This window comes from Actinomadura chibensis NBRC 106107 (assembly GCF_001552135.1).
In the GTDB taxonomy this organism is placed as follows: Bacteria; Actinomycetota; Actinomycetes; order Streptosporangiales; family Streptosporangiaceae; genus Spirillospora; species Spirillospora chibensis.
The window spans coordinates 1-22,761 of record NZ_BCQP01000024.1 but is presented as its reverse complement, the minus strand read 5'-3'; the positions used below and the strand labels follow the sequence as shown (position 1 = coordinate 22,761).

8 protein-coding genes are annotated in these 22,761 nt (G+C 74.5%); 5 read left to right on the top strand and 3 right to left on the bottom strand.

Translation table 11 applies throughout. From position 1 onward, the window contains the following. Window positions 1-12 precede the first annotated feature (12 nt). Complete coding sequence (locus tag ACH01S_RS14035; RefSeq protein WP_067890593.1) at window positions 13-2,139, top strand: type I polyketide synthase; 2,127 nt, start codon at window positions 13-15, stop codon at window positions 2,137-2,139. A 16-nt stretch (window positions 2,140-2,155) separates the two neighbouring features. Then, a complete protein-coding gene (gene thiO / locus ACH01S_RS14030; RefSeq protein WP_067890590.1) occupies window positions 2,156-3,268 on the top strand; it encodes a glycine oxidase ThiO in 1,113 nt (370 codons plus the stop codon). Window positions 3,269-3,337: 69 nt separating this feature from the next. Here the strand turns inward: thiO and ACH01S_RS43490 are convergent, their stop codons facing one another. Together ACH01S_RS43490 and ACH01S_RS14020 are read right to left on the bottom strand one after the other, a co-directional pair. Continuing rightward, window positions 3,338-14,146, bottom strand: a complete 10,809-nt coding sequence (locus ACH01S_RS43490; protein WP_067890587.1) for a type I polyketide synthase — start codon at window positions 14,144-14,146, stop codon at window positions 3,338-3,340. 71 nt (window positions 14,147-14,217) lie between these two features. After that, complete coding sequence (locus ACH01S_RS14020) at window positions 14,218-15,006, bottom strand: thioesterase II family protein (protein WP_067890584.1); 789 nt, start codon at window positions 15,004-15,006, stop codon at window positions 14,218-14,220. Between the two features lie 295 nt (window positions 15,007-15,301). Between ACH01S_RS14020 and ACH01S_RS14015 the strand changes: the two genes are divergently transcribed. The 3 genes from ACH01S_RS14015 (at window position 15,302) to ACH01S_RS14005 (ending at window position 17,844) form a co-directional block, all read left to right on the top strand. Next, window positions 15,302-16,846, top strand: coding sequence for an acyl-CoA carboxylase subunit beta (locus ACH01S_RS14015; protein WP_067890880.1), 1,545 nt, complete (start codon window positions 15,302-15,304; stop codon window positions 16,844-16,846). 48 nt (window positions 16,847-16,894) lie between these two features. Further along, window positions 16,895-17,119: an acyl-CoA carboxylase subunit epsilon gene (locus ACH01S_RS14010; RefSeq protein WP_067890581.1), complete on the top strand. Its 225-nt coding sequence runs from the start codon at window positions 16,895-16,897 to the stop codon at window positions 17,117-17,119. A gap of 71 nt (window positions 17,120-17,190) precedes the next feature. Further along, window positions 17,191-17,844, top strand: coding sequence for a thioesterase II family protein (locus tag ACH01S_RS14005; RefSeq protein WP_083980663.1), 654 nt, complete (start codon window positions 17,191-17,193; stop codon window positions 17,842-17,844). Between the two features lie 187 nt (window positions 17,845-18,031). Here ACH01S_RS14005 and ACH01S_RS14000 read toward each other — a convergent pair whose 3' ends face one another. Continuing rightward, on the bottom strand, window positions 18,032-20,950 hold the full coding sequence (locus tag ACH01S_RS14000) for an ATP-binding protein (protein WP_083980662.1): 2,919 nt from the start codon (window positions 20,948-20,950) through the stop codon (window positions 18,032-18,034). Between the last annotated feature and the right edge of the window lie 1,811 nt (window positions 20,951-22,761).

Genomic DNA, 22,761 nt, shown 5'->3' with positions numbered 1-22,761 from the left:
CCGGAGGCAGCGATGGACGAGACGACGCCTGTCATCACCGAGACCGCGGGGGCATGGCCGCCGCCGGACGCCGAGCCGGTCGACACCGCCGACCTCTACGCCCGGCTCGCCGAGCGCGGCTTCCGCTACGGGCCCGCGTTCCGCGGGCTGCGGGCCGCGTGGCGGCGCGGGGACGAGCTGTTCGCCGAGATCGCCCTCGACCCGGGCCTGTCCGGCGCGGCGGCCTCCTACCTGCTGCACCCCGCCCTGTTCGACGGGGCGCTGCACACGACGCTGCTGCCCGCGGCGACCGGGCCGGACGCGCCGCGCGTCCCGTTCGTGTGGCGCGGCGTCCGGCTGGGCGGCGCGTCCGGGGCGCGCGAGCTGCGCGTCCGCATGGCGCCGGACGGCGCGAACGCGGTGTCGCTGACCGTGACCGACGGCGCGGGGCGGCCGGTCGCCTCGGTCGCGTCCCTCGCGCTGCGCGCGCCGGGCGGCGGCCGGGCCGGCGGCGCCGCGCTGCTCCGCCTCGACTGGACGGCGCTGACCCGGCCGGGCGCTTCCGGCACCGGCGCGCTCGCCTTCCTCGGCACCGACCACCTCGGCGTCACCGGGGCGCTCAAGGCGGCGGGCCGCCGGGTCGAGCTGTACCCGTCGCTGCGCGCCCTGGACGACGGGCTGCGCGCGGGCGACGCCGTCCCCGGCACCGTCGTCGTGTCCTGCACCGACGAGGCGGCCGAGGTCCGGGCGGCGACGCAGCGGGCGCTCGTGCTGGTCCAGGAGTGGCTCGCCGACGAGCGGCTCGCCGGGTCGCGGCTCGTGTTCGTCACCCGGGGCGCGGTCGCCGTCCGGGACGGGGACGACGTCCCCGACCTCGCGGGCGCCGCCGTGTGGGGGATGGTGCGGTCCGCCCAGTCCGAGCACCCGGGGCGCTTCGCGCTGGTCGACCTGGACGACCCCGGGTCGTCCGGGCCCGCGCTCGCCGCCGCCGTGGACACCGGGGAGGCGCAGCTCGCCGTCCGGGACGGGCGGCCGGCCAAGCCCCGGCTGGTCCGCGTGCCGCCCGCCGCGCCGTCCGCCGCGGCGCCCCGCTGGGACCCGGCCGGGACCGTGCTCGTGACCGGCGGGCTCGGCGCCCTCGGCGCGCTGGTCGCGCGCCGCCTCGTCCGCGCGCACGGCGTGCGGCGGCTGCTGCTCCTCGGCCGCCGCGGCGACGCCACCCCCGGCGCGGCCGAACTGGCCGCCGAGCTGACCGGCCTCGGCGCTGAGGTGGACGTCGCCGCCTGCGACGCGGCGGACCGTCCCGCGCTGGAACGCGTCCTCGCCGCGATCCCGGCGGACCGCCCGCTCGTCGCCGTGGTGCACGCGGCGGGCGTCGTGGACGACGGGACCGTCACCGCGCTCACCCCCCGCCGGTTCGAGCGGGTGCTGCGGCCGAAGGCCGACGCCGCGCTGAACCTCCACGAGCTCACCGAGCACCTGCCGGGCTGCGAGCTGATCCTGTTCTCCTCCGTGTCCGGCACCGCCGGAGGCGCGGGCCAGGCCAACTACGCGGCGGCCAACGCGTTCCTCGACGCGCTCGCGCACCGCCGCCGCGCGACCGGGCTGCGCGGCCTGTCCCTGGCCTGGGGCCTGTGGGAGGACGGCATGGGCACCGGCCTCAGCACCGCCGACCTCACCCGCCTCCGCCGCTCCGGCCTGGCCGCGCTCACCGCCGACCAGGGCCTCGACCTGCTGGACGCGGCCCTCCGCCAGGACCGGGCCGTGCTGGCGCCCGTCCGGCTCGACGAGTCCGCGCTGCGCGCGGGACCGGGCGCGCTGCCCGAGGTGATGGCCGACCTCGCCGTCCCCGGCCGCGCCGCCCGCCCCTCGGGCGGCCCGGACCTGCGCGAGCGGCTCGCGCACCTGTCCGGCGCCGAACGGGAGGACGCCGTCCTGGAGTTCGTGCGGGCGCAGGTCGCGGACGTCCTCGGCCACCGGTCCCCGGACGGTCTCGACCCCGCCCGCGAGTTCGGCGAGCTCGGCATGGACTCCCTCACCACCGTCGAGCTCAACCGGCGGCTCGCCGCCCGGACGGGCCTGCGGCTCCCCGCGACCGTCGCGTTCGACCATCCGAGCGCCGCCCGGCTGGCCGGGCACCTGCACCGGCTGCTCTCCTGACCGAAGGGACCCCTCCATGCACGTGGTGATCGCCGGTGGCGGCGTGGTCGGCCTCGCCACCGCCTGGCGGGCGCTGGCCGCCGGGCTGCGGGTGACCGTCGTCGACCCGGCCGAGCCGGGCCGCGCGTCGCACGTCTCGGGCGGCATGCTGCCGCCCCTCACCGAGCAGGTCCACGAGGACGGCCCGCTGCGCGGGTTCTACCTCGCCTCGCGGGACCGCTACCCGTCCTTCGTCGCGGAGCTGGAGGAGGACGCGGGCCAGGACGCGGGCCACCGCCGCGACGGCGTCCTCGACGCCGCGTTCACCGACGCTGACCTCGCCGCGCTGGAGCGGCTGCGCGCCCTCCAGGAGTCGCTCGGCATCCGGACGGAGGCGCTCACCGCCGCCGACTGCCGCGCGCTTGAGCCGCGGCTCGCGCCGTCCGTCCGCGGCGGGCTGCTCGCCCCGGACGACGGCGCGATCGACCCGCGCCGGATGACGGCCGCGCTGACCGCCGCGATCGAGCGGCGCGGCGGGACGCTGGTCGCGGACGCGGTCACCGAGGTGGTCACGGCGGGAGAGCGCGCGACCGGCGTCCGGCTCCGCTCGGGCGGGACCGTGTCCGGCGACCGCGTCGTCCTCGCGGCGGGCTCCTGGACGCGCCGCATCGGCGGGCTCCCGCCGGGCGCCGTCCCGGAGATCCGGCCGGTCAAGGGGCAGATCCTCCGGCTGCGCTCCGCCGCGCCGTTCCTCGCGCGCACGACCCGCGCCGTCGTGGACGGCCGGGCCGTCTACCTCATCCCGCGCCTGGACGGTGAGCTGGCGGTCGGCGCCACCTACGAGGACGTCGGCGACGACATGACCGTCACCGCCGGAGGCGTCCGCGACCTGCTGGGCCGGGCCGCGACCGTCCTGCCGGACGCCGCGTCGCTGGAGTTCGCCGAGGCGGGCGTCGGCATGCGGCCGGGTGCGCCGGACGACCTCCCCGTGCTCGGCGAGACCACCGTCCCCGGGCTGCTGCTGTGCACGGGGCACTTCCGGATCGGCGTCCAGCTCACGCCCGCCACCGCCGACGCCATGGTCGGCGCGCTGACGACCGGCGCCCTGCCCGACGTCGCGAAGCCCTTCACCCCGCACCGCTTCGCCTGACCGCCCGCCTGCCGACAGACGTCCGCCCCGGCCGGATCTCCCTCCGGCCGGGGCGGACGCGTGTCACAGTCAGGCGACCGGCTCCCTGGCGGACGTCGCGGCGAGGGTGCCCTCGGCGTTCTGCGTCCAGGACGTGTCGTTCTCCCCGCGCGACCGGACCGTGACGGACCTGCGGCCCGTCCCGTCCGCCGGGCCGACCGCCACGTGCAGCAGGACGGCCCCGCGCGCGTCGAACGTGACGAGCGTGTGCAGGACGAACTCCTCGATCTCGTCGCACCCGGTCAGGGACGCGGCGTGCATCGCCAGCTCGACCAGCGCCGTGCCGGGCAGCAGCACCTCGTCCATGATCGTGTGGTCGGCGAGCCAGGGCTGGGCGTCCAGGGAGATCCGCCCGGTGAGGAGGCGGCCGCCGCCCGGCAGCTCGGTGGCCGTGGCGAGCAGCGGATGCCCCGCCGGGTCCAGGCCGAGGCCGGTGGCGCTGCCGGTCGCGGCGGGCGCCTCCAGCCAGTAGCGCCGCCGCTCGAACGGATAGGTCGGCAGGTCCACGCGGCGCCCCCCGGCGGGGAGGGCGGCGGGCCGGTGCGCGTCGCCGCGCACGAGGGCGAGCGCGGCGAGCAGCGTGCCGGGCTCGGACCGTCCCGGCCGCAGCAGCGGCAGCATCACCGCGTCCGCCTCGGGGTCGGCGTCCGCCACGGCGGTCTGCGCGAGCGCGGTCAGCACCGCGTCCGGTCCGAGTTCGAGGTAGGTGGTGACGCCTTCGCGGTGGAGCGTCTGCGCGCCTTGGTGGAATCGGACGGCTTGCCGGACGTGGCGGACCCAGTAGTCGGGTGTGGTGATCTCTGGTCCGGCGATGGCTCCGGTGAGGTTGGAGACGATCGGGATTTGGGGCGCGCGGTATTCAAGGCTTTCCGCGACCTGGCGGAATTCGTCGAGCATCGCGTCCATGTGCGGGGAATGGAACGCGTGGCTGACACGGAGCTTGTGCGTCTTGACGCCGCGTTCCCTCCATTCCGCCGCGATGGCCTGGACGGTCTCCGCGTCGCCGGAGATGACGGTCGCCCGAGGGCCGTTAACCGCCGCTATCGAGACGTCACCGCGGAGGGTCGCCGCCACGTCGTCCTCGGCAGCGCGGATCGAGACCATCGCGCCGACGGAGGAGGGGAGTTGCTGCATGAGTTTGGCGCGGGACGTGATGAGGACGGCCGCGTCCGAGAGCGTGAGGATTCCGGAGAGGTGGGCGGCGGTGAGTTCGCCGAGGGAATGCCCAAGGAGATAGTCGGGCGCGATGCCGTGGGCCTGGAGGAGGCGGTGAAGCGCGGTTTGGAGGGCGAAGAGTGAGGTTTGCGTGTAAAGGGTTTGGTGGAGGAGGTGGTTTTGGGGGCTGTCGGGTGTGGCGAACAGAATGGGCTTGAGCGGGTGGGGGAGATGCGGGTCGAGATGACGGATGGTCTCGTCGAGAGCCTCGGCGAAGACCGGGTAGGCGTCGTAAAGCCCGCGTCCCATGCCAGGACGCTGGGAGCCCTGCCCGGTCAGCAGGAACGCCAGTCCGCCATTGCCGCCGACATGGCGGACGGGCGCTTGCCCGGAGGCCAGCGCGTGCAGCCCGGCCAGGAGGTCGTTGCGGGTCTCGCCGCTGACCACCGCGCGGTGGTCGAACGTCGTCCGGGTGGCGGCGAGCGTGTGGGCGACGTCCGCCGCCTCAAGCTCGGGACGAGCGGAAACGTGCTCGTGCAGGCGCGCGGCATGGCTCCGCAACGCCTCCGCCGACTTGGCCGACAGGATCCAGGGCAGCGGTTCTCCCGGATCCGCGCCATCGACCCGTGCGGCCTCCGCCGGCGGGGCCTGCTCGATGATGACGTGGGCGTTGGTTCCGGAAATCCCGAATGAGGAGACGGCGGCCCGGCGCGGGTGATCGGTGTCGGGCCAAGGCATCGGGTGATTGAGCAGCTGGACGGTCCCATCGGACCAGTCGATATGGGGCGACGGCTCCTCTGCGTGCAAAGTGCGGGGCAGCAGACCGTGCCGCATGGCCTGCACCATTTTGATGATTCCCCCGACCCCGGCGGCGGCCTGGGTGTGGCCGATGTTGGATTTCAGCGACCCCAGCCACAGCGGGTTCTCGGCGTCGCGCTGCCGCCCGTAGGTGGCGATGAGGGCCTGAGCCTCGATCGGGTCGCCCAGCGTCGTTCCAGTGCCGTGGGCTTCGACGACATCGACGTCGCCACCGGTCAACCGCGCATTGGCGAGCGCCTGCCGGATGACGCGCTGCTGCGACGGCCCGTTAGGTGCGGTCAGCCCATTCGAGGCGCCGTCCTGGTTGACCGCGCTGCCCCGGACGACGGCCAGAATGCGGTGGCCGTTGTTCCGGGCGTCGGAGAGCCGTTCCAGGAGCAGCAGCCCCGCGCCCTCGCCCCATCCGGTGCCGTCGGCCTGGGCCGAGAACGCCTTGCATCGTCCATCGGCCGCCAACGCGCGCTGCCGGCTGAATTCGACGAACGTCGTCGGCGTCGCCATGACGGTGACGCCCCCGGCCAGCGCCAGCTCGCATTCGCCGTTCCGCAGCGCCTGCGCCGCCAGATGCAGCGCCACGAGCGAGGACGAGCAGGCCGTGTCGACCGACACCGCCGGGCCCTCGAAACCGTAGGTGTAGGAGACGCGCCCGGACGCGACGCTCGGCATGCTGCCGCTCCCGACATACCCCTCGAACTCGCCGGGCGCCGGGTTGAGGCGCGCGCCGTAGTCGTCGTACATGATCCCGGTGAAGACGCCGGTGCGGCTGCCGCGCAGCGTGCCGGGCGCGATGCCCGCGCGTTCGAGGGTCTCCCAGGCGACCTCCAGGAGGATCCGCTGCTGCGGGTCGATCGCCAGGGCCTCGCGCGGGCTGATCCCGAAGAAGGCCGGGTCGAAGTCGGCCGCGTCGTACAGGAACCCGCCCTGGCGGGTGTAGGACGTGCCGGTGCGGTCCGGGTCCGGGTCGTAGAGCTCGTCGAGGTTCCAGCCGCGGTCGTCCGGGAAGCCGGAGATCACGTCGGCGCCGTCCGCGACGAGCCGCCACAGCGCCTCCGGCGACCGGACGTCCCCCGGGTAGCGGCAGCCCATCCCGACGATCACGATCGGGTCGTCGTCGGCGTCGCCGCCCGTACGTGACGGCTCGGCGGCCCGCGCCTCCGCGTCGCCGCCGGACAGCTCGCCGAGGATGTGGTCGGCGAGGACGCCGGGCCTCGGATGGTCGAACAGCAGCGTCGTCGGGAGGCTGAGCCCGGTCGCGGCGCTCAGGGCGTTGCGCAGCTCGACGGCGGTCAGCGAGTCGAAGCCGAGTTCCTTGAACGCGCGCTCGGTGTCGATGTCGTCGGCGCGGCCGTGCCCGAGGACGGCGGCGGTGCTCGTCCGGACGAGGTCGAGGACGCGCGCGCGGCGCTCGGCGTCGGTCAGGCCGTCCAGCCCGCGCAGGGACGCGCCGCCCTTCGCGCGGGCCGGCCGGACGGGCGAGCGGACCAGGTCGCGCAGCAGCGGACCGGGCGTGCCCGCGCGTCCGAGCGCGGCGAGGTCGAGGCGCGCGGCGACGACCGAGGCCGGGCCCCCGCCGAGGAGGACGGCGTCGAGCAGCGCCAGCCCCTCGTCGGCGGCCAGCGGGACAACCCCGCCACGTGACCAGCGTGCCTTCTCGGCGTCGTCCAGGCCGTCCGCCATGCCGCCGTCCCAGAGGCCCCAGGCGATGGAGGCGGCGGGCAGGCCGAGGTCGCGGCGGTGCCGGGCCAGGGCGTCGAGGGAGGCGTTGGCCGCCGCGTAGTTGCCCTGGCCGGGGCTGCCGATCGTCCCGGCGATCGAGGAGAACAGGACGAACGCCGCGAGGTCCAGGTCGCGGGTCAGCGCGTGCAGGCGCCATGCCGCCGCCGCCTTCGGCCGCAGGACGGCGTCGAGCCGCTCCCCGGTCAGCCCGGTGACCACGCCGTCGTCGAGCACGCCCGCCGCGTGCACGACCGCCGTCAGCGGGTGCGCGGCGGGCACGGCGGCGACCAGCCCGGCCAGCGCGGCGGGGTCGGCGGCGTCGCAGGCGGCGAACGTCACGTCGGCGTCCAGCGCGGCCAGCTCGGCCGCCAGCTCGGCGGCGCCGTCCGCGTCCGGCCCGCGACGGCTCGCGAGCAGCAGCCGCCGGACGCCGTGCCGCTCGACGAGACGCCGCGCGACGAGGCGTCCGAGGCCCCCGGTGCCGCCCGTGATCAGCACGGTCCCGTCCGGGTCGAGCGGCCTGCCGCCCGCCGCGACCGTGGTCCGGGCGAGCCGGGGCACGTGCGCCCGGCCGTCGCGGAGGGCGACCTGCGGCTCGCTCCCGGCGAGGACGGCGGGCAGCGCGCGGTACGAGGCGGGACGGCCGTCGACGTCCATGAGGACGATCCGGTCCGGGTTCTCCGACTGCGCCGATCGCACCAGCCCCCAGCACGCGGCGGCGGCCGGGTCGGCGGGGCCGCCGTCCCCGGTCGCGACCGCGCCCCGGGTCACGACGGCCAGCCGGGACGAGGCGAACCGTCCGTCGCCGAGCCACTCCCGCACGAGGTCGAGCGCCTGGCGCGCGTACGCGTGGACGCCCTCGGCCGGATCGTCCGCGCCGGATGCCAGCGCGACGGCGACGACCTCCGGCACCGAGCCGCCGTCCGCGACGGAGGCGAGATCGCCATGGACCCCGCCGGCCGGGGCGGCCTCGGCCAGGTCGGCGCCGACCGCCGCCCACCCCTCCGCCGGGACGCCGCCGGCGTCGACCACCGGCCAGCGCACCTCGAACAGCGCCGTGCCGTCGGCGTTCGCGGCCGCCGAGATCCGGTCCGCCGAGGCGGCGAGCAGCGTCAACCCGGCGACCGAGACCACCGGCGCTCCGGTGCCGTCGGTCATGGTCAGCGTCACCGTGTCCGGACCGGTGCGGGTGACCTTGGCGCGCGACGCCGAGGTGCCCGTGCCGTGCACCTGGACGCCCGTCCAGGAGAAGGGGAGGCGGAGCGTGGACGTCCCGTCCACGCCGAGCGCCGCGTGGAGGACGCCGTCGAACAGGGCGGGGTGGACGGTGAACCGTCCCGCCGTCGCCTCCTCCTCCGGGGACAGCGCGACCTCCGCGAACACGTCGTCGCCGTCCCGCCACCCCTCCCTCAGGACGCGGAACGCCGGGCCGTACTCCAGGCCGCGGTCCGCGAGCGTGTCGTAGAGGGTGTCCGGGTCGAGGCGCTCCGCGTGGTTCGGAGGCCAGGGGCCGAGGCCGTCCGGGACGTCGTCTGCGGCCTCGCTGAACGTGCCCGTCGCGTGGCGGGTCCACGGCAGGCCCTCACCGGGCACCGGCCGCGAATGCACGGTGAACTCCCGCGCGCCCCCGGAGGACGGCGCGGTCACGATGAGCTGCACGTCCACTCCGGCCCCGTCCGGGACGGGCAGCGGGGCGTGCAGCACCAGCTCGTCGATCCGGTCGCGGCCGGTTCGCCGCGCCGCTTCGAGGACGAGTTCGACGATCGCGGTGCCCGGCAGCAGCACCGTCCCCGCGACGGTGTGGTCGGCGACCCAGCGGTGGGCGCGCCGGGAGATCCGTCCGGTGAAGGCGGTGCGGTCGTCGGCGAGCGCCACCTCCGCGCCGAGCAGCGGATGGGCGTCCGCGCCCGCGCTCGCGCCGGAGGACGGCGCGTCGAGCCAGTAGCGCTGCCGCTCGAACGGATAGGTCGGCGTGTCGGACGGCCGCGCGGGCGGGAAATGGGACGTCCAGTCGACCGGGGTCCCGGCGACGTGGAGGCGCGCGAGCGCGGCGGCGAGCGTCGCCGCCTCCGGCCGGTCGCGCCGCAGGACGGGGACGGCGGCGGCGTCCGGGAGCGCCTCCCGGACGAGCGCGCTCAGCACCGCGTCCGGCCCCAGTTCGAGATACGCGGTGACGCCTTCGCGGTGGAGCGTTTGTGCGCCTTGGTGGAACCGGACGGCTTGCCGGACGTGGCGGACCCAGTAGTCGGGTGTGGTGATCTCTGGTCCGGCGAGGGCTCCGGTGAGGTTGGAGACGATCGGGATTTGGGGCGCGCGGTATTCAAGGCTTTCCGCGACCCGGCGGAATTCGTCGAGCATCGCGTCCATGTGCGGGGAATGGAACGCGTGACTGACCCGGAGCCGGTGCGTCTTGAGACCCCGCTCCGCCAACGCGGCGCCGATCGCCTGAACGGTGTCGCTGTCGCCGGAGATGACGGTGGATCGGGGGCCGTTCACCGCCGCGACCGAAACGCCGTCCCCGTTCCCGAGAAGCGGCCGGATCTCCTGCTCGCTCGCCTCCACTGCCAGCATCGCGCCATTGGCGGGAAGCCGCTGCATGAGTTTGGCGCGGGTGGCGATGAGCGCGGCGGCGTCGGGGAGCGTGAGGATCCCGGAGAGGTGGGCGGCGGTGAGTTCGCCGAGGGAATGTCCGAGGAGATAGTCGGGCGCAAGGCCGTAGGTCTGGAGGAGGTGGTGAAGCGCGGTTTGGAGGGCGAAGAGTGAGGTTTGTGTGTAGAGGGTTTGGTGGAGGAGGTGGTTTTGGGGGCTGTCGGGTTCGGCGAACAGAATGGGCTTGAGCGGGTGGGGGAGATGTGGGTCGAGATGACGGACGGCCTCGTCGAGAGCCTCGGCGAAGACCGGATAGGCGTCATAAAGCTCCCGCCCCATCCGGGCGCGTTGAGCGCCCTGCCCTGTCAGCAAGAACGCCAGTTTCCCAGGACCCGCGACATGGCGGACGGGAGCTTGCCCGGACGCCAGCGCCCGCAACCCGTCCAGCAACTCGCCACGGGACTCACCCGTGACGGCGGCCCGGTGATCGAACGTCGCGCGGGCCGTGGCCAGCGTAGACGCGACACCCGGGACGTCCGGCTCGACCTCGCCCGCCAGAGCGTCGTGCAACCGCTGGGCCTGGGCTCGGACCGCCGTCTCCGTCCTGCCGGACAGCAGCAGCGGCGAAGAGGCGCCCGCCCGCGGGACGGCGGCGGGCGCGTGCTCGATGATCACATGGGCGTTGGTGCCGGAAATGCCGAAGGAGGAAACGGCGGCGCGCCGAGGACGCCCGCTCTCAGGCCAAGGCATCGCGTCCGTAAGGAGTTGGACGGCCCCGCCAGACCAGTCGATATGGGGCGACGGCTCCTCGGCGTGCAAAGTGCGCGGCAGCAGACCGTGCCGCATGGCCTGCACCATCTTGATGATCCCGCCCACCCCGGCGGCGGCCTGGGTGTGGCCGATGTTGGATTTCAGCGACCCCAGCCACAACGGGTTCTCGGCGTCGCGCTGCCCATAAGTGGCGATCAGAGCATGCGCCTCGATCGGGTCGCCCAGCGTCGTTCCAGTGCCGTGGGCTTCGATTGCATCGACGTCGCCACCGGTCAGCCGCGCGTTGGCGAGCGCCTGCCGGATGACGCGCTGCTGCGACGGCCCGTTCGGCGCGGTGAGCCCATTCGAGGCGCCGTCCTGATTGATCGCACTGCCGCAGATGACCGCCACGACATGGTGGCCATTGCGCTGGGCATCGGAAAGCCGCTCCAAGAGCAGCATTCCCGCGCCTTCGCTCCAACCTGTTCCATCCGCTTGCGCTGAGAACGCCTTGCAGCGCCCGTCCGCCGCCAATCCGCGCTGGCGGCTGAATTCCACGAACATGCCCGGGGTCGCCATGACCGTGACGCCGCCCGCCAAGGCCAGCGCGCAGTCGCCCTGCCGGAGCGCCTGGGCGGCCTGGTGGATCGCGACCAGCGAGGACGAGCACGCCGTGTCGACCGTCACCGCCGGACCCTCAAGCCCCAGCGTGAACGCGATCCGCCCGGACGCGATGCTCGCCGTGTTGCCGGTGAGCAGGTATCCGCCGACGTCCTCGGGCGACTCGTGCAGGCGCGGCCCGTACTCCTGGGCCGTCGCGCCGACGAACACGCCCGTCGCGGTGCCGTTCAGCGCCAGCGGGTCGATGCCCGCGCGTTCCAGGGTCTCCCAGGCGACCTCCAGCAGGACGCGCTGCTGCGGGTCCATCGCCGCCGCCTCGCGCGGGCTGATCCCGAAGAACGCGGCGTCGAACCGGTCGGCGCCGTCCAGGAACCCGCCGTGCCGGGCGTAGGTCTTCCCGGGCACGCCCGGCTCGGGCGAGTACAGGGCGTCGATGTCCCAGCCGCGATCGTCCGGGAAGCCGGTGATGGCATCGACGCCGTCCGCGACGAGGCGCCAAAGGTCGGCGGGGGAGGCCACGCCTCCCGGGTACCGGCAGCCCATGCCGACGATGGCGATCGGCTCGTCGGCCGCCGTGGCGGCGGTCACCGCGACGGGTCCGCCGGACGCGAGCGCGTCGCGCAGGTGCCCGGCCAGCTTCGCCGGGGTCGGGTGGTCGTAGACGGCCGTGGCGGGCAGCGGCAGGCCGGTGGCGTCCGCGAGGCGCTCGCTCAGCTCGACGGCGAGCGTGGAGTCGACGCCGAGGTCCTTGAAGGTCCGGCGGGTGTCGACCGCGTCCGCCGTGGCGTGGCCGAGGACGTCGGCCGCGTGCGCCCGCACGAGTCCGAGCAGCTCGGCAGGCTCGGCGGCCCCTGAGGAGGCCGGGGCGGCGGGGACCGGTGCGGGTTCGCCGTCCGGCCAGTGGCGTTCGCGCTGGAACGCGTACGTGGGCAGGTCGACGCGACGTGGGCGCCGTCCCGCGAACACGGCGGCCCAGTTCACCGGGACGCCGCGGACGTGCAGTTCCGCCATCGCCTCCAGCAGCGCCGCCCAGGGACCGCCCCCGCGCCCGAGCGACCCCACGACCACCGGCGACGCGGACACCCCCCGCACGATCCCGTCGAGGACGGGATGCGGGCTGACCTCGACGAACGTCTCGTGACCGTCCCGGACGAGGGCGCGCACGGCGTCCTCGAACGGCACCGGATCGGCGGCGTCGCCCCGCCCGGACACCACGAGCCGCGCGGCCTCGTCCAGCGTCACCGTGCCCGCGGCGCAGTCGGCGGCGAGCCGCCCCGTCCCCCGGCCGAGGACGGCGTCCGGCCGCACGCCGAGCCGCTCCCACACCCCGGCCAGCGCGACCATGACCGCGAACCGGACGGGGGCGGCGTCGGCCGCCTCCGGCGCGCCCGGCTCGCCGGTCAGGACGTCCAGCAGCGACCAGCCCGTGAGCGGGTCGAGGACGGCGGCGCACGCGTCGATTCGCTCCCGGAACACGGCGGACGACCCCAGCAGGTCGCGGGCCGCCACGTCCCAGCGCGCCCCATCGCCCGGCTCCGGGAAGACCAGCGCGACGCCGCCCGCCCCGTCGCCGGTCTCGCCCCGGACCACGCCCGCCTGGTCCGCACCGGAGGCGATGGCGTCGAGGCGGGCGAGCAGGTCGTCGCCGCCGGCGCCGAGCGCGACGGCGCGGTGCTCGAAATGGGTGCGGGCGGTGGCGAGCGTACAGCCGACGTCGGCGGCGTCCTCCGGCCGGTCGAGCAGCCGCTCCCGCAGCCGCTCCGCCTGGGCGCGGAGCGCCGCGGGGGTCCGGCCCGACAGCGTCCACGGGACGAGCGGCACGGCCTCCGCCGAAACCGGCTCGGAGCCTCCGGCGACCGGCGCGGGCGGCGGCGGGTCCGACAGCACGACGTGGCAGTTCGTCCCGCCCATCCCGAACGAGCTCACCCCCGCGAGCAGCGGTTCGCCGGGCCGCGCCCACGGACCCGTCTCGGTCTGGACGCGCAGGCCCAGCGCGTCGAGGTCGATGCGCGGGTTCGGCGTCTCGAAGTTCAGGCTGGCGGGGACCTCGCGGTGCCGGATGCTCAGCACCGCCTTGATCAGCCCGGCGATGCCCGCCGCCGCCTCCAGGTGGCCCACGTTGGTCTTCGCCGAGCCGACCGCGACCGGCGGGCGCCGCGCCGCGTCGCCGAGCGCCGCCGCGAGCCCGGCCGCCTCCAGCGGGTCGCCGACCGGCGTGCCCGTGCCGTGCAGCTCGACGTACTGGAGCGTCCCCGGGTCGATCCCAGCGCGGCCGCACGCCAGCCGGATCGCGTCGGCCTGCGCCGCCGCGCTCGGGACGGTCAGCCCCTCCGTCGCGCCGTCGTTGTTCACCGCGGTGCCGAGGATCACGGCGCGGACGTCGTCGCCGTCCTCGACCGCCCGGGACAGCAGCTTCAGCGCGACGACCCCGCCGCCCTCGCCCCGCACGTAGCCGTTGGCGCGGGCGTCGAAGGTGTGGCAGCGCCCGTCCGGCGACAGGGCGCCGAACTCGGCCACCGTCACCGCGCCGCCGGGCACGAGGTTCAGGTCGACGCCGCCCGCGAGCGCGAGGTCGGCCTGCCCCGTCCGCAGGCTCTCGGCGGCCAGGTGCACCGCGACCAGCGCGGACGCCTGCGCCGCGTCGACCGTGAGGCTCGGCCCGCGCAGGCCGAGGGCGTAGGACACGCGGTTGGCGATGATGCCGCGCTGCACGCCGGTCAGCGTGTGCGCGTTGATCGCGTCCGGGTCCTGGACGAGGGACGCGAAGTCGTTCGACATCGCCCCCACGAACACTCCGGTCCCGCTGTCGCGCAGCGACGCCGGGACGACGCCCGCGTCCTCCAGCGCCTCCCAGGCCAGCTCCAGCGCCAGCCGCTGCTGCGGGTCCATCGCCGCCGCCTCGCGCGGCGAGATCCCGAAGAAGCCCGGGTCGAACTCCTCCACCCGGTCCAGGAACGCGCCGAACCGGACGCCGGGCCGGTCGAGCCCCGGCGCGTCGGCCGCCCAGCGTCCGGCGGGGACCTCGGTGACGGCGTCCGCCCCCGCGCGGAGCAGCCGCCAGTACGCGGCGGGGCTCGGCGCGCCCGGAAGCCGGCACGCCATGCCGATGATCGCGACGGCCGCGCGGTCCGCCGCCGGAGCGCCGGACGGGGCACGGCCGGACTGACTGGTCCCGGACTGACTGGGCATGGCGCCGAGCGCCTCCCTCACTGTGAAAGGAATGGGAAAGGAACCGGGCTGGGAAAGGGGCTGGGAAGGGGTTAGGCGAACCGGGACAGCACGTCGGTGAGGCGGGCGAGGGTCTCCTTCGGCCGGGCGGTCAGGTAGAAGTGCCCGCCCTGGAAGACCTGGAGGTCGAACGCCCCGGTCGTGTGGTCGCGCCACGCCCGCGCCTCGTCGAGCGTGACGTGCGGGTCGTCGTCCCCGGTGAACACCGTGATCGGGCAGGTCAGCGGCGGTCCCGGCGGGCACTCGTAGGTCTCGATCGCCCGGTAGTCGCCGCGGACGGCGGGCAGGAACGTGCGGAGCAGCTCCGCGTCCTCCAGCAGGACGCTGCCCGTGCCGTTCAGGCGCTTCAGCTCCCGGACGATCCCGTCGTCGTCCCGCAGGTGCACCGACTCGGCGCGGCGCCGCGACGGCGCCCGCCGCCCGGACGCGACGAGGACGGCGGGGGAGACGCCGTCCTCCCGCTCCATCCGGCGGGCGACCTCGAACGCGACGACCGCGCCCATGCTGTGCCCGAAGAACGCGGGCCGGTCGGCGAGCCGGGGGCGCAGCGCCTCGAACACCCGGTCGGCGAGCACCTGGAGGTCGGTGATCGGGTCCTCGGCGCGGCGGTCCTGGCGGCCCGGGTACTGGACGGCGAGGACCTCGGTCCCCGGCCGCAGCGCCGCCGAGACCGGAAAGTAGAAGCTGGCCGCGCCGCCCGCGTGCGGAAAGCACACGAGCCGCGCGGCGGCGTCCGGCGCCGGGTGAAAGGCCCGGGCCCAGGCGTCGCCCGCCGTGTTCGAACGGGCCGTGCCGGAACCGGTGGTGGTCGAATGGGCCATCGTCGTCATCTTCCCCGCGAATGAAAGGAGAGTGGCATCGGATCATGATGCCGCCGCGCGGTAATTGGCCCCAACCCCTAGGCTCCCCTAAGAGAATCCGCGGGGGTTGAATTCTCCGGCCGCTCCGGGTGACCTTGTCAGCGACAAGAGATCGCGGAGGAGCGGCGGTATGACGATAATTGCTCGCCCGGACTCGGCGGCCGCGGCCGGGACCGTGACCGGGAACGGGAACGGGAGCGGGGAAGGCGAATCCGCCGGGGAGGACCCGGCCGCGGGCCGCCCGGGGCCCGCCGACATGCGGTCGAACGTGGCCGAGCTGCTCCAGGCCCGGGCCATGGCGCGGGAGGGGCCGTCGGCGGCGGCGACCGAGCGGCAGCACGCCCGCGGGAAGCTGACCGTCCACGAGCGGCTCGACCTGCTGTTCGACCCCGGGACGTTCCGGGAGATCGAGCAGTTGCGGCGGCACCGGGCCAGCGGCTTCGGGCTGGAGGACAAGCGTCCCGCCACCGACGGCGTCGTGACCGGCTGGGGCAAGGTCATGGGCCGGACCGTGTTCGTCTTCGCGCACGACTTCCGCGTCTTCGGCGGCTCGCTCGGCGAGGCGCACGCGCAGAAGATCCACAAGGTGATGGACCTCGCCGAGGCGGCCGGGGCGCCGCTGGTCGCGCTGAACGACGGCGCGGGCGCCCGGATCCAGGAGGGCGTCACCGCGCTCGCCGGGTACGGCGGGATCTTCCGCAGGACGGTCCGCGCGTCCGGCGTGATCCCGCAGATCAGCGTCATCCTCGGGCCCTGCGCCGGGGGCGCCGCCTACGCGCCCGCGCTCACCGACTTCGTGTTCATGGTCAGCGACACCGCGCAGATGTACATCACCGGCCCGGACGTCGTGAAGTCCGTCACCGGCGAGTCGATCACCCACGAGCAGCTCGGCGGCGCGGACGTGCACGGCTCGGTGTCCGGCGCCGCGACGATCGTCTGCGCGGACGAGCGGGAGTGCCTGGAGGACGTCCGGCACCTGCTGTCCCTGCTGCCGTCGAACAACCGGGAGCTGCCGCCGGTGGAGCCGTCCGGCGACCCGCCCGACCGGCGCTGCGAGGCGCTGCTCGACCTCGTCCCGCCGGACCCCCGGCAGTCCTATGACATGCGCGCGGTCATCGCCGAGTTCGTCGACGACGGCGATTTCTTCGAGATCCATTCCCGCTGGGCGCCGAATATCGTCTGCGCGTTCGCCCGGCTGGCCGGGCAGGTCGTCGGAATCGTCGGCAACCAGCCCGCCGCGCTCGCCGGGGTGCTGGACATCCAGGCCTCCGAAAAGGCCGCGAGATTCGTCCAGTTCTGCGACGCGTTCAACATTCCGCTGGTGACGCTCGTCGATGTGCCGGGCTTTCTGCCGGGCAAGGACCAGGAATACGACGGCATCATCAGGCACGGCGCGAAACTGCTCTACGCCTACTGCGACGCGACCGTTCCGCGCGTCCAGGTGATCCTGCGGAAGGCCTACGGCGGCGCCTACATCGTGATGGACTCGCGGTCGGTCGGCGCCGACCTGTCGTTCGCCTGGCCGACCAACGAGATCGCGGTCATGGGCGCCGAGGGCGCCGCGAACGTCGTGTTCCGGCGGGAGATCGCCGCCGCGCCCGACCCGGACGAGGCCCGGCGGCAGCGGATCAAGGAGTACCGCCAGGAGCTGATGCATCCCTACTACGCCGCCGAGCGCGGGCTCGTCGACGACGTCATCGACCCGGCCGACACGCGGGCGGTCCTGATCGACGCCCTCGCGATGCTCGCCGCGAAGGACGCGCCGCTGCCGTCCCGCAAGCACGGCAACCAGCCGATGTGACGCCGCCCATGTCATGCCGACAGGCGCGGCGCCGAGAGAAGGTGCCCGGTGGACCATGCGACCGCCCCCGTCCTGCGCGTCGTGCGGGGCGCGCCGACCGATGAGGAACTCGCGGCCGTCACCGCGGTGCTGCTCGCCGTGCTGCGCGGCCGGGCGGCGGCCCGCGCCGCCCCCGCGACCGATCCCGCGACCGGACCGGCGCGGGTGCGCCGTCCGCCGCGCCGCCGCGTCCCGCGCCCGTACCGTGCCCCGAGGGCCTGGACGTCGGGGTGACCCCCCGCCCGGCCTCCCCGGAGACCACCGCCGCCGTGGCGGGCTCCATCCCATGTGAGGATCGCGCCGACATGCCCGGCCCAGCTCCCGCCCGACTCTGGATCCGACAGTTCCGGCCGCTCACCGGCTGCAAGGTGCTGATGGTGTGCCTGCCGCGCGCGGACGGGCGGCCCGACTCCTTCGCGGCGTTCGCCGACGCGCTCGCCCCGTCGGTCGGCGTCCTCGCCGTGCAGTACCGCGCCCCTCGCGGCGCGCCCCGCCGGTCCCCGCCGGAGAGCGTGGGGGAGCAGGCGGACTGCGTCCTTGAGGGGCTGAGCGAGTACATCGACCGCCCGGTGGCGCTGTTCGGGGACGGCGCGGGCGCCGTCCTCGCGTTCGAGATGGCGCTGCGGCTGGAGGAGGAGTACGGCGTCGACCCGGTCGCGCTGTTCGCGGTCGCGTCGCGGGTGCCCGCCCGGCGGTCGCGGGTGCGGTCCGCCATCGTCGCGCTCGGCGGGGACGCCGACCGCGGCGTCCCGGTTAGCGACGTCCTGGACTGGGGAACGCACACCGACGGCGAGTTCCAGACGAAGATCCTCACCGGCGGGCCGCCGATCCTGGACGGCCATTTCGCCGAGGTGGTCAACACGGTGACCGACTTCCTGCTGCCGTTCTTCGACGCGGAGGTCTCCGGCGCGGACGTCATCGACATCCGCCGCTACGCCGACCCCGACAACCGACTGTAACCGCGGGCCCCCGACGTGCGCGGGGCTCGACGTGCGCGGGGCTTGATGTGCGCGGGTCCCGATGAGCGCAGGGCCCGACGAGCGCGGGGTACCGATGGGAAGGCCCCCGCCGCGCTCGGGAGGCGCTGGCAGGGGCTGCGATCGGCGGGCTGGGCGGCTGGGGTCGGGAACCAGGGGGTCCGGGCCGTCAGACGGCCTGGGAGTTGTCGATGTGGATGGCCGCGAGGAGCTGCTCGCGGTTCCTGATCTCCATCTTGCGGTAGACGCGGGTCAGGTGCTGCTCGACCGTGCTGACCGTGATGAACAGCTTGTCGGCGATCTCACGGTTCGTGTACGCCTGGGCCGCGAGCATCGCGACGCGCCGTTCGGAGTCGCTCAGCCGCGCGAAGGTGGCGAACCCCGCGGCGGCGCCGTCGCCGCCGGTGGTGCTCGTCCCGGCGGGCTGCGGCGACGCGGTCGGCAGCAGCGCCTGGCACATCGCCTCCGCGTTGCAGCTCTTCGCGATCCGCCAGGCGCGGCGCGCGGTCCGGCGGGCCTTCGCCTTGTCGCCGAGCTTCTGGTACGCGCCGCTCAGGTCGGCGAGCACCCCGGCCGTCTCGTACCGGGCGCCGCTGGCCTCCAGCAGTTGCAGCGCGTCCTGCAGGATGGTCGGACGCTGCGCCGCCGTCCGCACCGAGGCGAGCGACTGCAGCGCCATCCCGCGCGACCGGCGCAGGCCGGAGTCGGCCCGGGCGAGTTGTTCTTCGACGAGCCGGGTCGCCTGCTCGTGGTCGCCGAGCCGCCGCCACGCCTCCGCCGCGCCGAGCCGCCACGGGACGAGCGCCGGCGTGTCGATGTTCCAGCGCCGCATCAGCTCGCCGCACTTCATGAAGTCCGACAGCGCCATGTAGGTGTTGTCGGTGGCGAGGAGGTGGCGTCCGCGCGCGTACAGGTAGTGGAGCCCGGCCCGGGTGAGGAACAGCTCCGGCGGAACCTCTAACGTCAGCTGCCGCGCCGCCGCCTGGTGATCGCCCATCGCGGTGTGCGCCTCGACCAGGATCGCGACCGCCATCGCGCCGCTGACGTTCCACTTCTGCCCGGACAGGACGGCCAGCGCCGTGGTCGCCTGCTCCACCGCGTGCGCGAGGCGGCCGCGGCGCAGCGCGACGAGCGCGCTCACGCAGTCCATGACCGCCCGCCCGGCGGGCGCGTCGTGCTCGCCGACCTCGGCGGTGAGCCGCTCGCACCAGTCGCCCGCCGCGTCCAGCCGGTCGGCGTAGATCAGCGACAGCAGCGCGGAGAGGCGGCGTCCCCTGGTCATCGCCGGGGGCCGCTTCTCGGTGCTCTGCAGCACCTGCTCGGCCATGGCGATCGCGTACTCGTCGGCGCCCCGTTCGAGGATCCGCACGAGGGCGTGCCAGGCGCGCAGCCCGGACGGCGACGTCACCGACACCTCGACCCCGGGCAGCGGACGCCTCATCCGCTCCAGCACGCCGGGATACTCCGCGGCGAGCAGCAGCCGGGTGCCGTGCAGCTCGATGTCGGACTCCCAGTCGGCGTGCTTCCCGGTGCCGAGATGCTCGATGACCGCGAGGGCGTCGTCGAAGTCGAGGTGGAACAGCATCCCCTGCGCGAGTTGCAGCGTGTCGTCGGCGGGGAGCCGCCCGGCGAGCAGCGGGGCCTTCAGCGCGGCGAAGTGCTGCGCCGACGCGGCGGGCCTGAGCTGCCACTGGACGCCCGCGTACTGCACCTTGACCGCCGTGCGCTGCGCCTCGTCCGTACAGCACTCGTTGGCGAGCTCCAGGTACCGGATCACCCGCGTCACGTCGTTCTCGACGAGCGCCTCGTGCGCGGCCTCCTGAAGCACCGGCAGCACCCAGTCCTCCCGCAGCGGGCTCGCGCTGAGCAGGTGCGGCGCGACGACCCGGGCGGGCGCCCCGGCCTCGTGCAGGAGCCGGGCGGCGCGGTGCCGCAGGCCCGCCCCGTCGCCCGGCGGGATCTCGTGCAGGACCGCCTGCCGGACGGCGACGCGGCGGAACCGGGGGCCGTCCAGCACGCCGATCTTGGTGAGCATCCGGACGAGCCGGTCCACGAGGTCCGGGTCGATGCCGCTCAGCCTGCTGAGCAGGAGGGTGCTGGCCGAGTCCTCCAGGAGCGCGATGCTGTACGCGAGCCGGACCGCGCTCGGGCCGAGCCGGTGCACGCACGCGAGCACCGCCTGGTGGAAGACGTGCCCGGTGGGCAGACCCGGCCCGGCGCCGAGGCCGACCTCGCGCGGCTCGTCCGCGGCGCCGCCCGGCTCGCCGCAGAACCGGTGCTCTTCGAGCAGCGCCTCGACCAGCAGCGGGTTCCCGGCGGTGAGCGCGTGGATCTCCGTGACGAGTTCGGACGTGTGGCCGCACGACGTCCGGCCCTCGTCCTCGGCCAGGTGGGCGATGTCGTCCAGCGACAGCGGTTCGAGGTGGAAGCGCCGGACGTTCGGCCGGTAGAGCAGGTCGTGCAGGATGCTCGGCGGCTTCTCCTCGATGGACGCGCCGTGCGTGAACACCAGCGCGAGCGAGAGCGGCGACAGGCGCTGCGCCACGTACCGCAGGCACCAGAGGGAGGCGGCGTCGGCGTGCTGGACGTCGTCCACGGTGATCAGCAGATGGTGCTGCTGCGTCAGCCGCGTGATGATCTCGTGCGCGGCGCGGGCGACCGTGAGCGGGTCCCCGTCGCTCGCCTCCTTGCCCCCGGTGGCCTTGCTGCCAGTGTCCAGGGCATCGGTGTTCGGACCGCCGGTGCCGGGGGCCGTCGGCCCCTCGTCGGCCGTGTCGTCGTCGCCTGCGTCCGGCGTGCGCGCCCCCGAGCACGGCTCCGCCGGACGCCGCGCCTTCGGGCGGCCCAGTTCCAGCGAAGGGAACAGCTGGCCGAGCACGCCGTAGGGCACATGGCGCTCGTCCCATGAGCCGAGCGCGCTGAGCACCAGGCTCCCCGACCCCGCCGCCCGTTCCGCGACGGCGTTGAGCAGGGCGGTCTTCCCGATCGCGGTCGGGCCGCTGATCGCGGCGACGGCCCCGTCCCCCCGGGCGGAACTGATCAGTAGGTCGTTGAGGTTCTCAAGAGTCTCTGCTCTTCTGACCAACATCCGCTGAGCTTCCCCCTTTGTAAGCTGCGGCGCCGCGAGGCCGGTCTGCCCCGCGGCGTGCCGGTGTCGTCGTCCGGCCGCGGCGCGCGCGTCGCGCGCGCCGGGTGCCGGCGCTCGGCCCGTCCGTCCCGCCAGAGTCCACATCCCCGTTGCTTTCACTTTCGCTCGGCTGTCGTTCGTACTTTTGGATCTCTGGCCGGGCGCCCCGGAGCCCTCGGGACATTCCGGGCACGGCATCGCGGCCAGCCTATTGGGACCCCTAATCCGTGGGGACCCCTACACTCCCCCTAGTCCTATTTTCTAGAACGTGATCACGACTGCTGGCAAGTGCGTTTGCTTTGCCGTCGCTGATTGGGTCTGCACGACCCGTGAGCAGGCATTCGCACGGCGTGAAAACCGGCCGGTAGGCATTACGTTCGGTATTCGCGCATCTACGAATTAGCGGGTGCGTGCGGACGGTCGGTGCGGTCAGGGAACGGTCGATTAAATAGCAGGTGAAATATTGCGCGCGGTGGTTGCGGGGGTGCGCGCTTGTGATTTATCGCGGAAACACGTAAAAGCGACGCACTATCGTGGTGCATCGCTGGTGCGGAGCCTTTGCGGTCCGCATATCAACCCCCGTTCACAGACTTCCCAGGATCTGGTTGCGCCGCGCGGGGGTCGGCCGTTTACATGTGCGGTGGGCGGAAGGCTCCGTCGGTCCTGGCGCCGGGACACGCCCGTGGGCGACCGGGCGGGGGCGATGGACGCCGCCGGCGCCTCGCGGCGAGCGCGAGCGCATCTGGGCGATGACGTCTGTGGCCGGGGAGCATGCGGTCATCGTCTCCGACATCCGCTTACCGGTCGCTAACCTCCGGGCCACGTGCGCTGACCGCGACGGCCGCGGCCGAGTACCGCCGCCGACATGCGACAGGCCTGTGACCAGGGGATTTGTGCGCCCGGACGGCGTGTCGGCGGGCTTACCGCGGGCCCGTGTGGCCGGGACCGGCCAGCGCATCGGCGGAGGTCAGCGCGCACGCGTCTCCCTTTGGGAGGACGCAGGCAAGGGGCGGCCGGGACGCAGGCGTCACCGCGGGGGAGGTTGGTCTGATGGGAACAGCTCCGCGACGCCGATCCACGGTAAGGCCGATTCCGGGACGGGGCGGGCCCGGCGTCCCCCGAGGTCGAGTTCACACAGACGACGGCCACGCGCCATTGGCTAGCCATTGGCGACGCCGAGCGCCCGGGCACCCGCTCCTGCACATTCACGGCAGCCGGAGCGGCCGCCGATCCCGCTGCCGGACGCCGCCGTGGTCGCTGTCGGCGCGGGCATTCCGACCCTCCCACCGAGCGGTTTCCCCGCGCCGTTCCCGAGGCGCCGCCGGGGCCGTAATGAGAGGCGCCATCCACGATCACACGACCGCAGGCATGAATAACGTTCGCGTTTTATCACGCGCCGATCACTACGCCGGGTAAACCCGACAAGTTTTCATGATCCCGCCGCGCGCCCGAATGGCCGTGCCCGCCACGCGCCGCCCATCCCGCCGTCACACCACGCGGCACCGAGTTTCGGCGGCGGCCAATCCCTCCAGGTCGAACCGAAAATGGTCACGGTAAGCAATCACCATTACACGCTCCCACCGGACGGCCATTCACGCGGACACCGGCGCCCGCCCACCAGGCGCCGCCCGACGACAAACCGCCCCCGGCCTGCCCCCACCCCCTCGCGGCGATGTCACTGTAGGTGGCAGCACCACCAACCCACCGCAGCAGCCCCCACCACAACCCGCCCAACAACCACCCGACCAAGCCAACAACCACGCCGTGCCGAC

Excerpts from the sequence above, each read along its gene's own strand:
- ACH01S_RS14035 (WP_067890593.1), top strand. The coding sequence starts at position 13 with ATGGACGAGACGACGCCTGTCATCACCGAGACCGCGGGGGCATGGCCG.
- thiO (WP_067890590.1), top strand. The coding sequence starts at position 2,156 with ATGCACGTGGTGATCGCCGGTGGCGGCGTGGTCGGCCTCGCCACCGCC.
- ACH01S_RS43490 (WP_067890587.1), bottom strand. The coding sequence starts at position 14,146 with ATGCCCAGTCAGTCCGGGACCAGTCAGTCCGGCCGTGCCCCGTCCGGC.
- ACH01S_RS14020 (WP_067890584.1), bottom strand. The coding sequence starts at position 15,006 with ATGGCCCATTCGACCACCACCGGTTCCGGCACGGCCCGTTCGAACACG.
- ACH01S_RS14015 (WP_067890880.1), top strand. The coding sequence starts at position 15,302 with ATGCGGTCGAACGTGGCCGAGCTGCTCCAGGCCCGGGCCATGGCGCGG.
- ACH01S_RS14005 (WP_083980663.1), top strand. The coding sequence starts at position 17,191 with ATGCCCGGCCCAGCTCCCGCCCGACTCTGGATCCGACAGTTCCGGCCG.
- ACH01S_RS14000 (WP_083980662.1), bottom strand. The coding sequence starts at position 20,950 with ATGTTGGTCAGAAGAGCAGAGACTCTTGAGAACCTCAACGACCTACTG.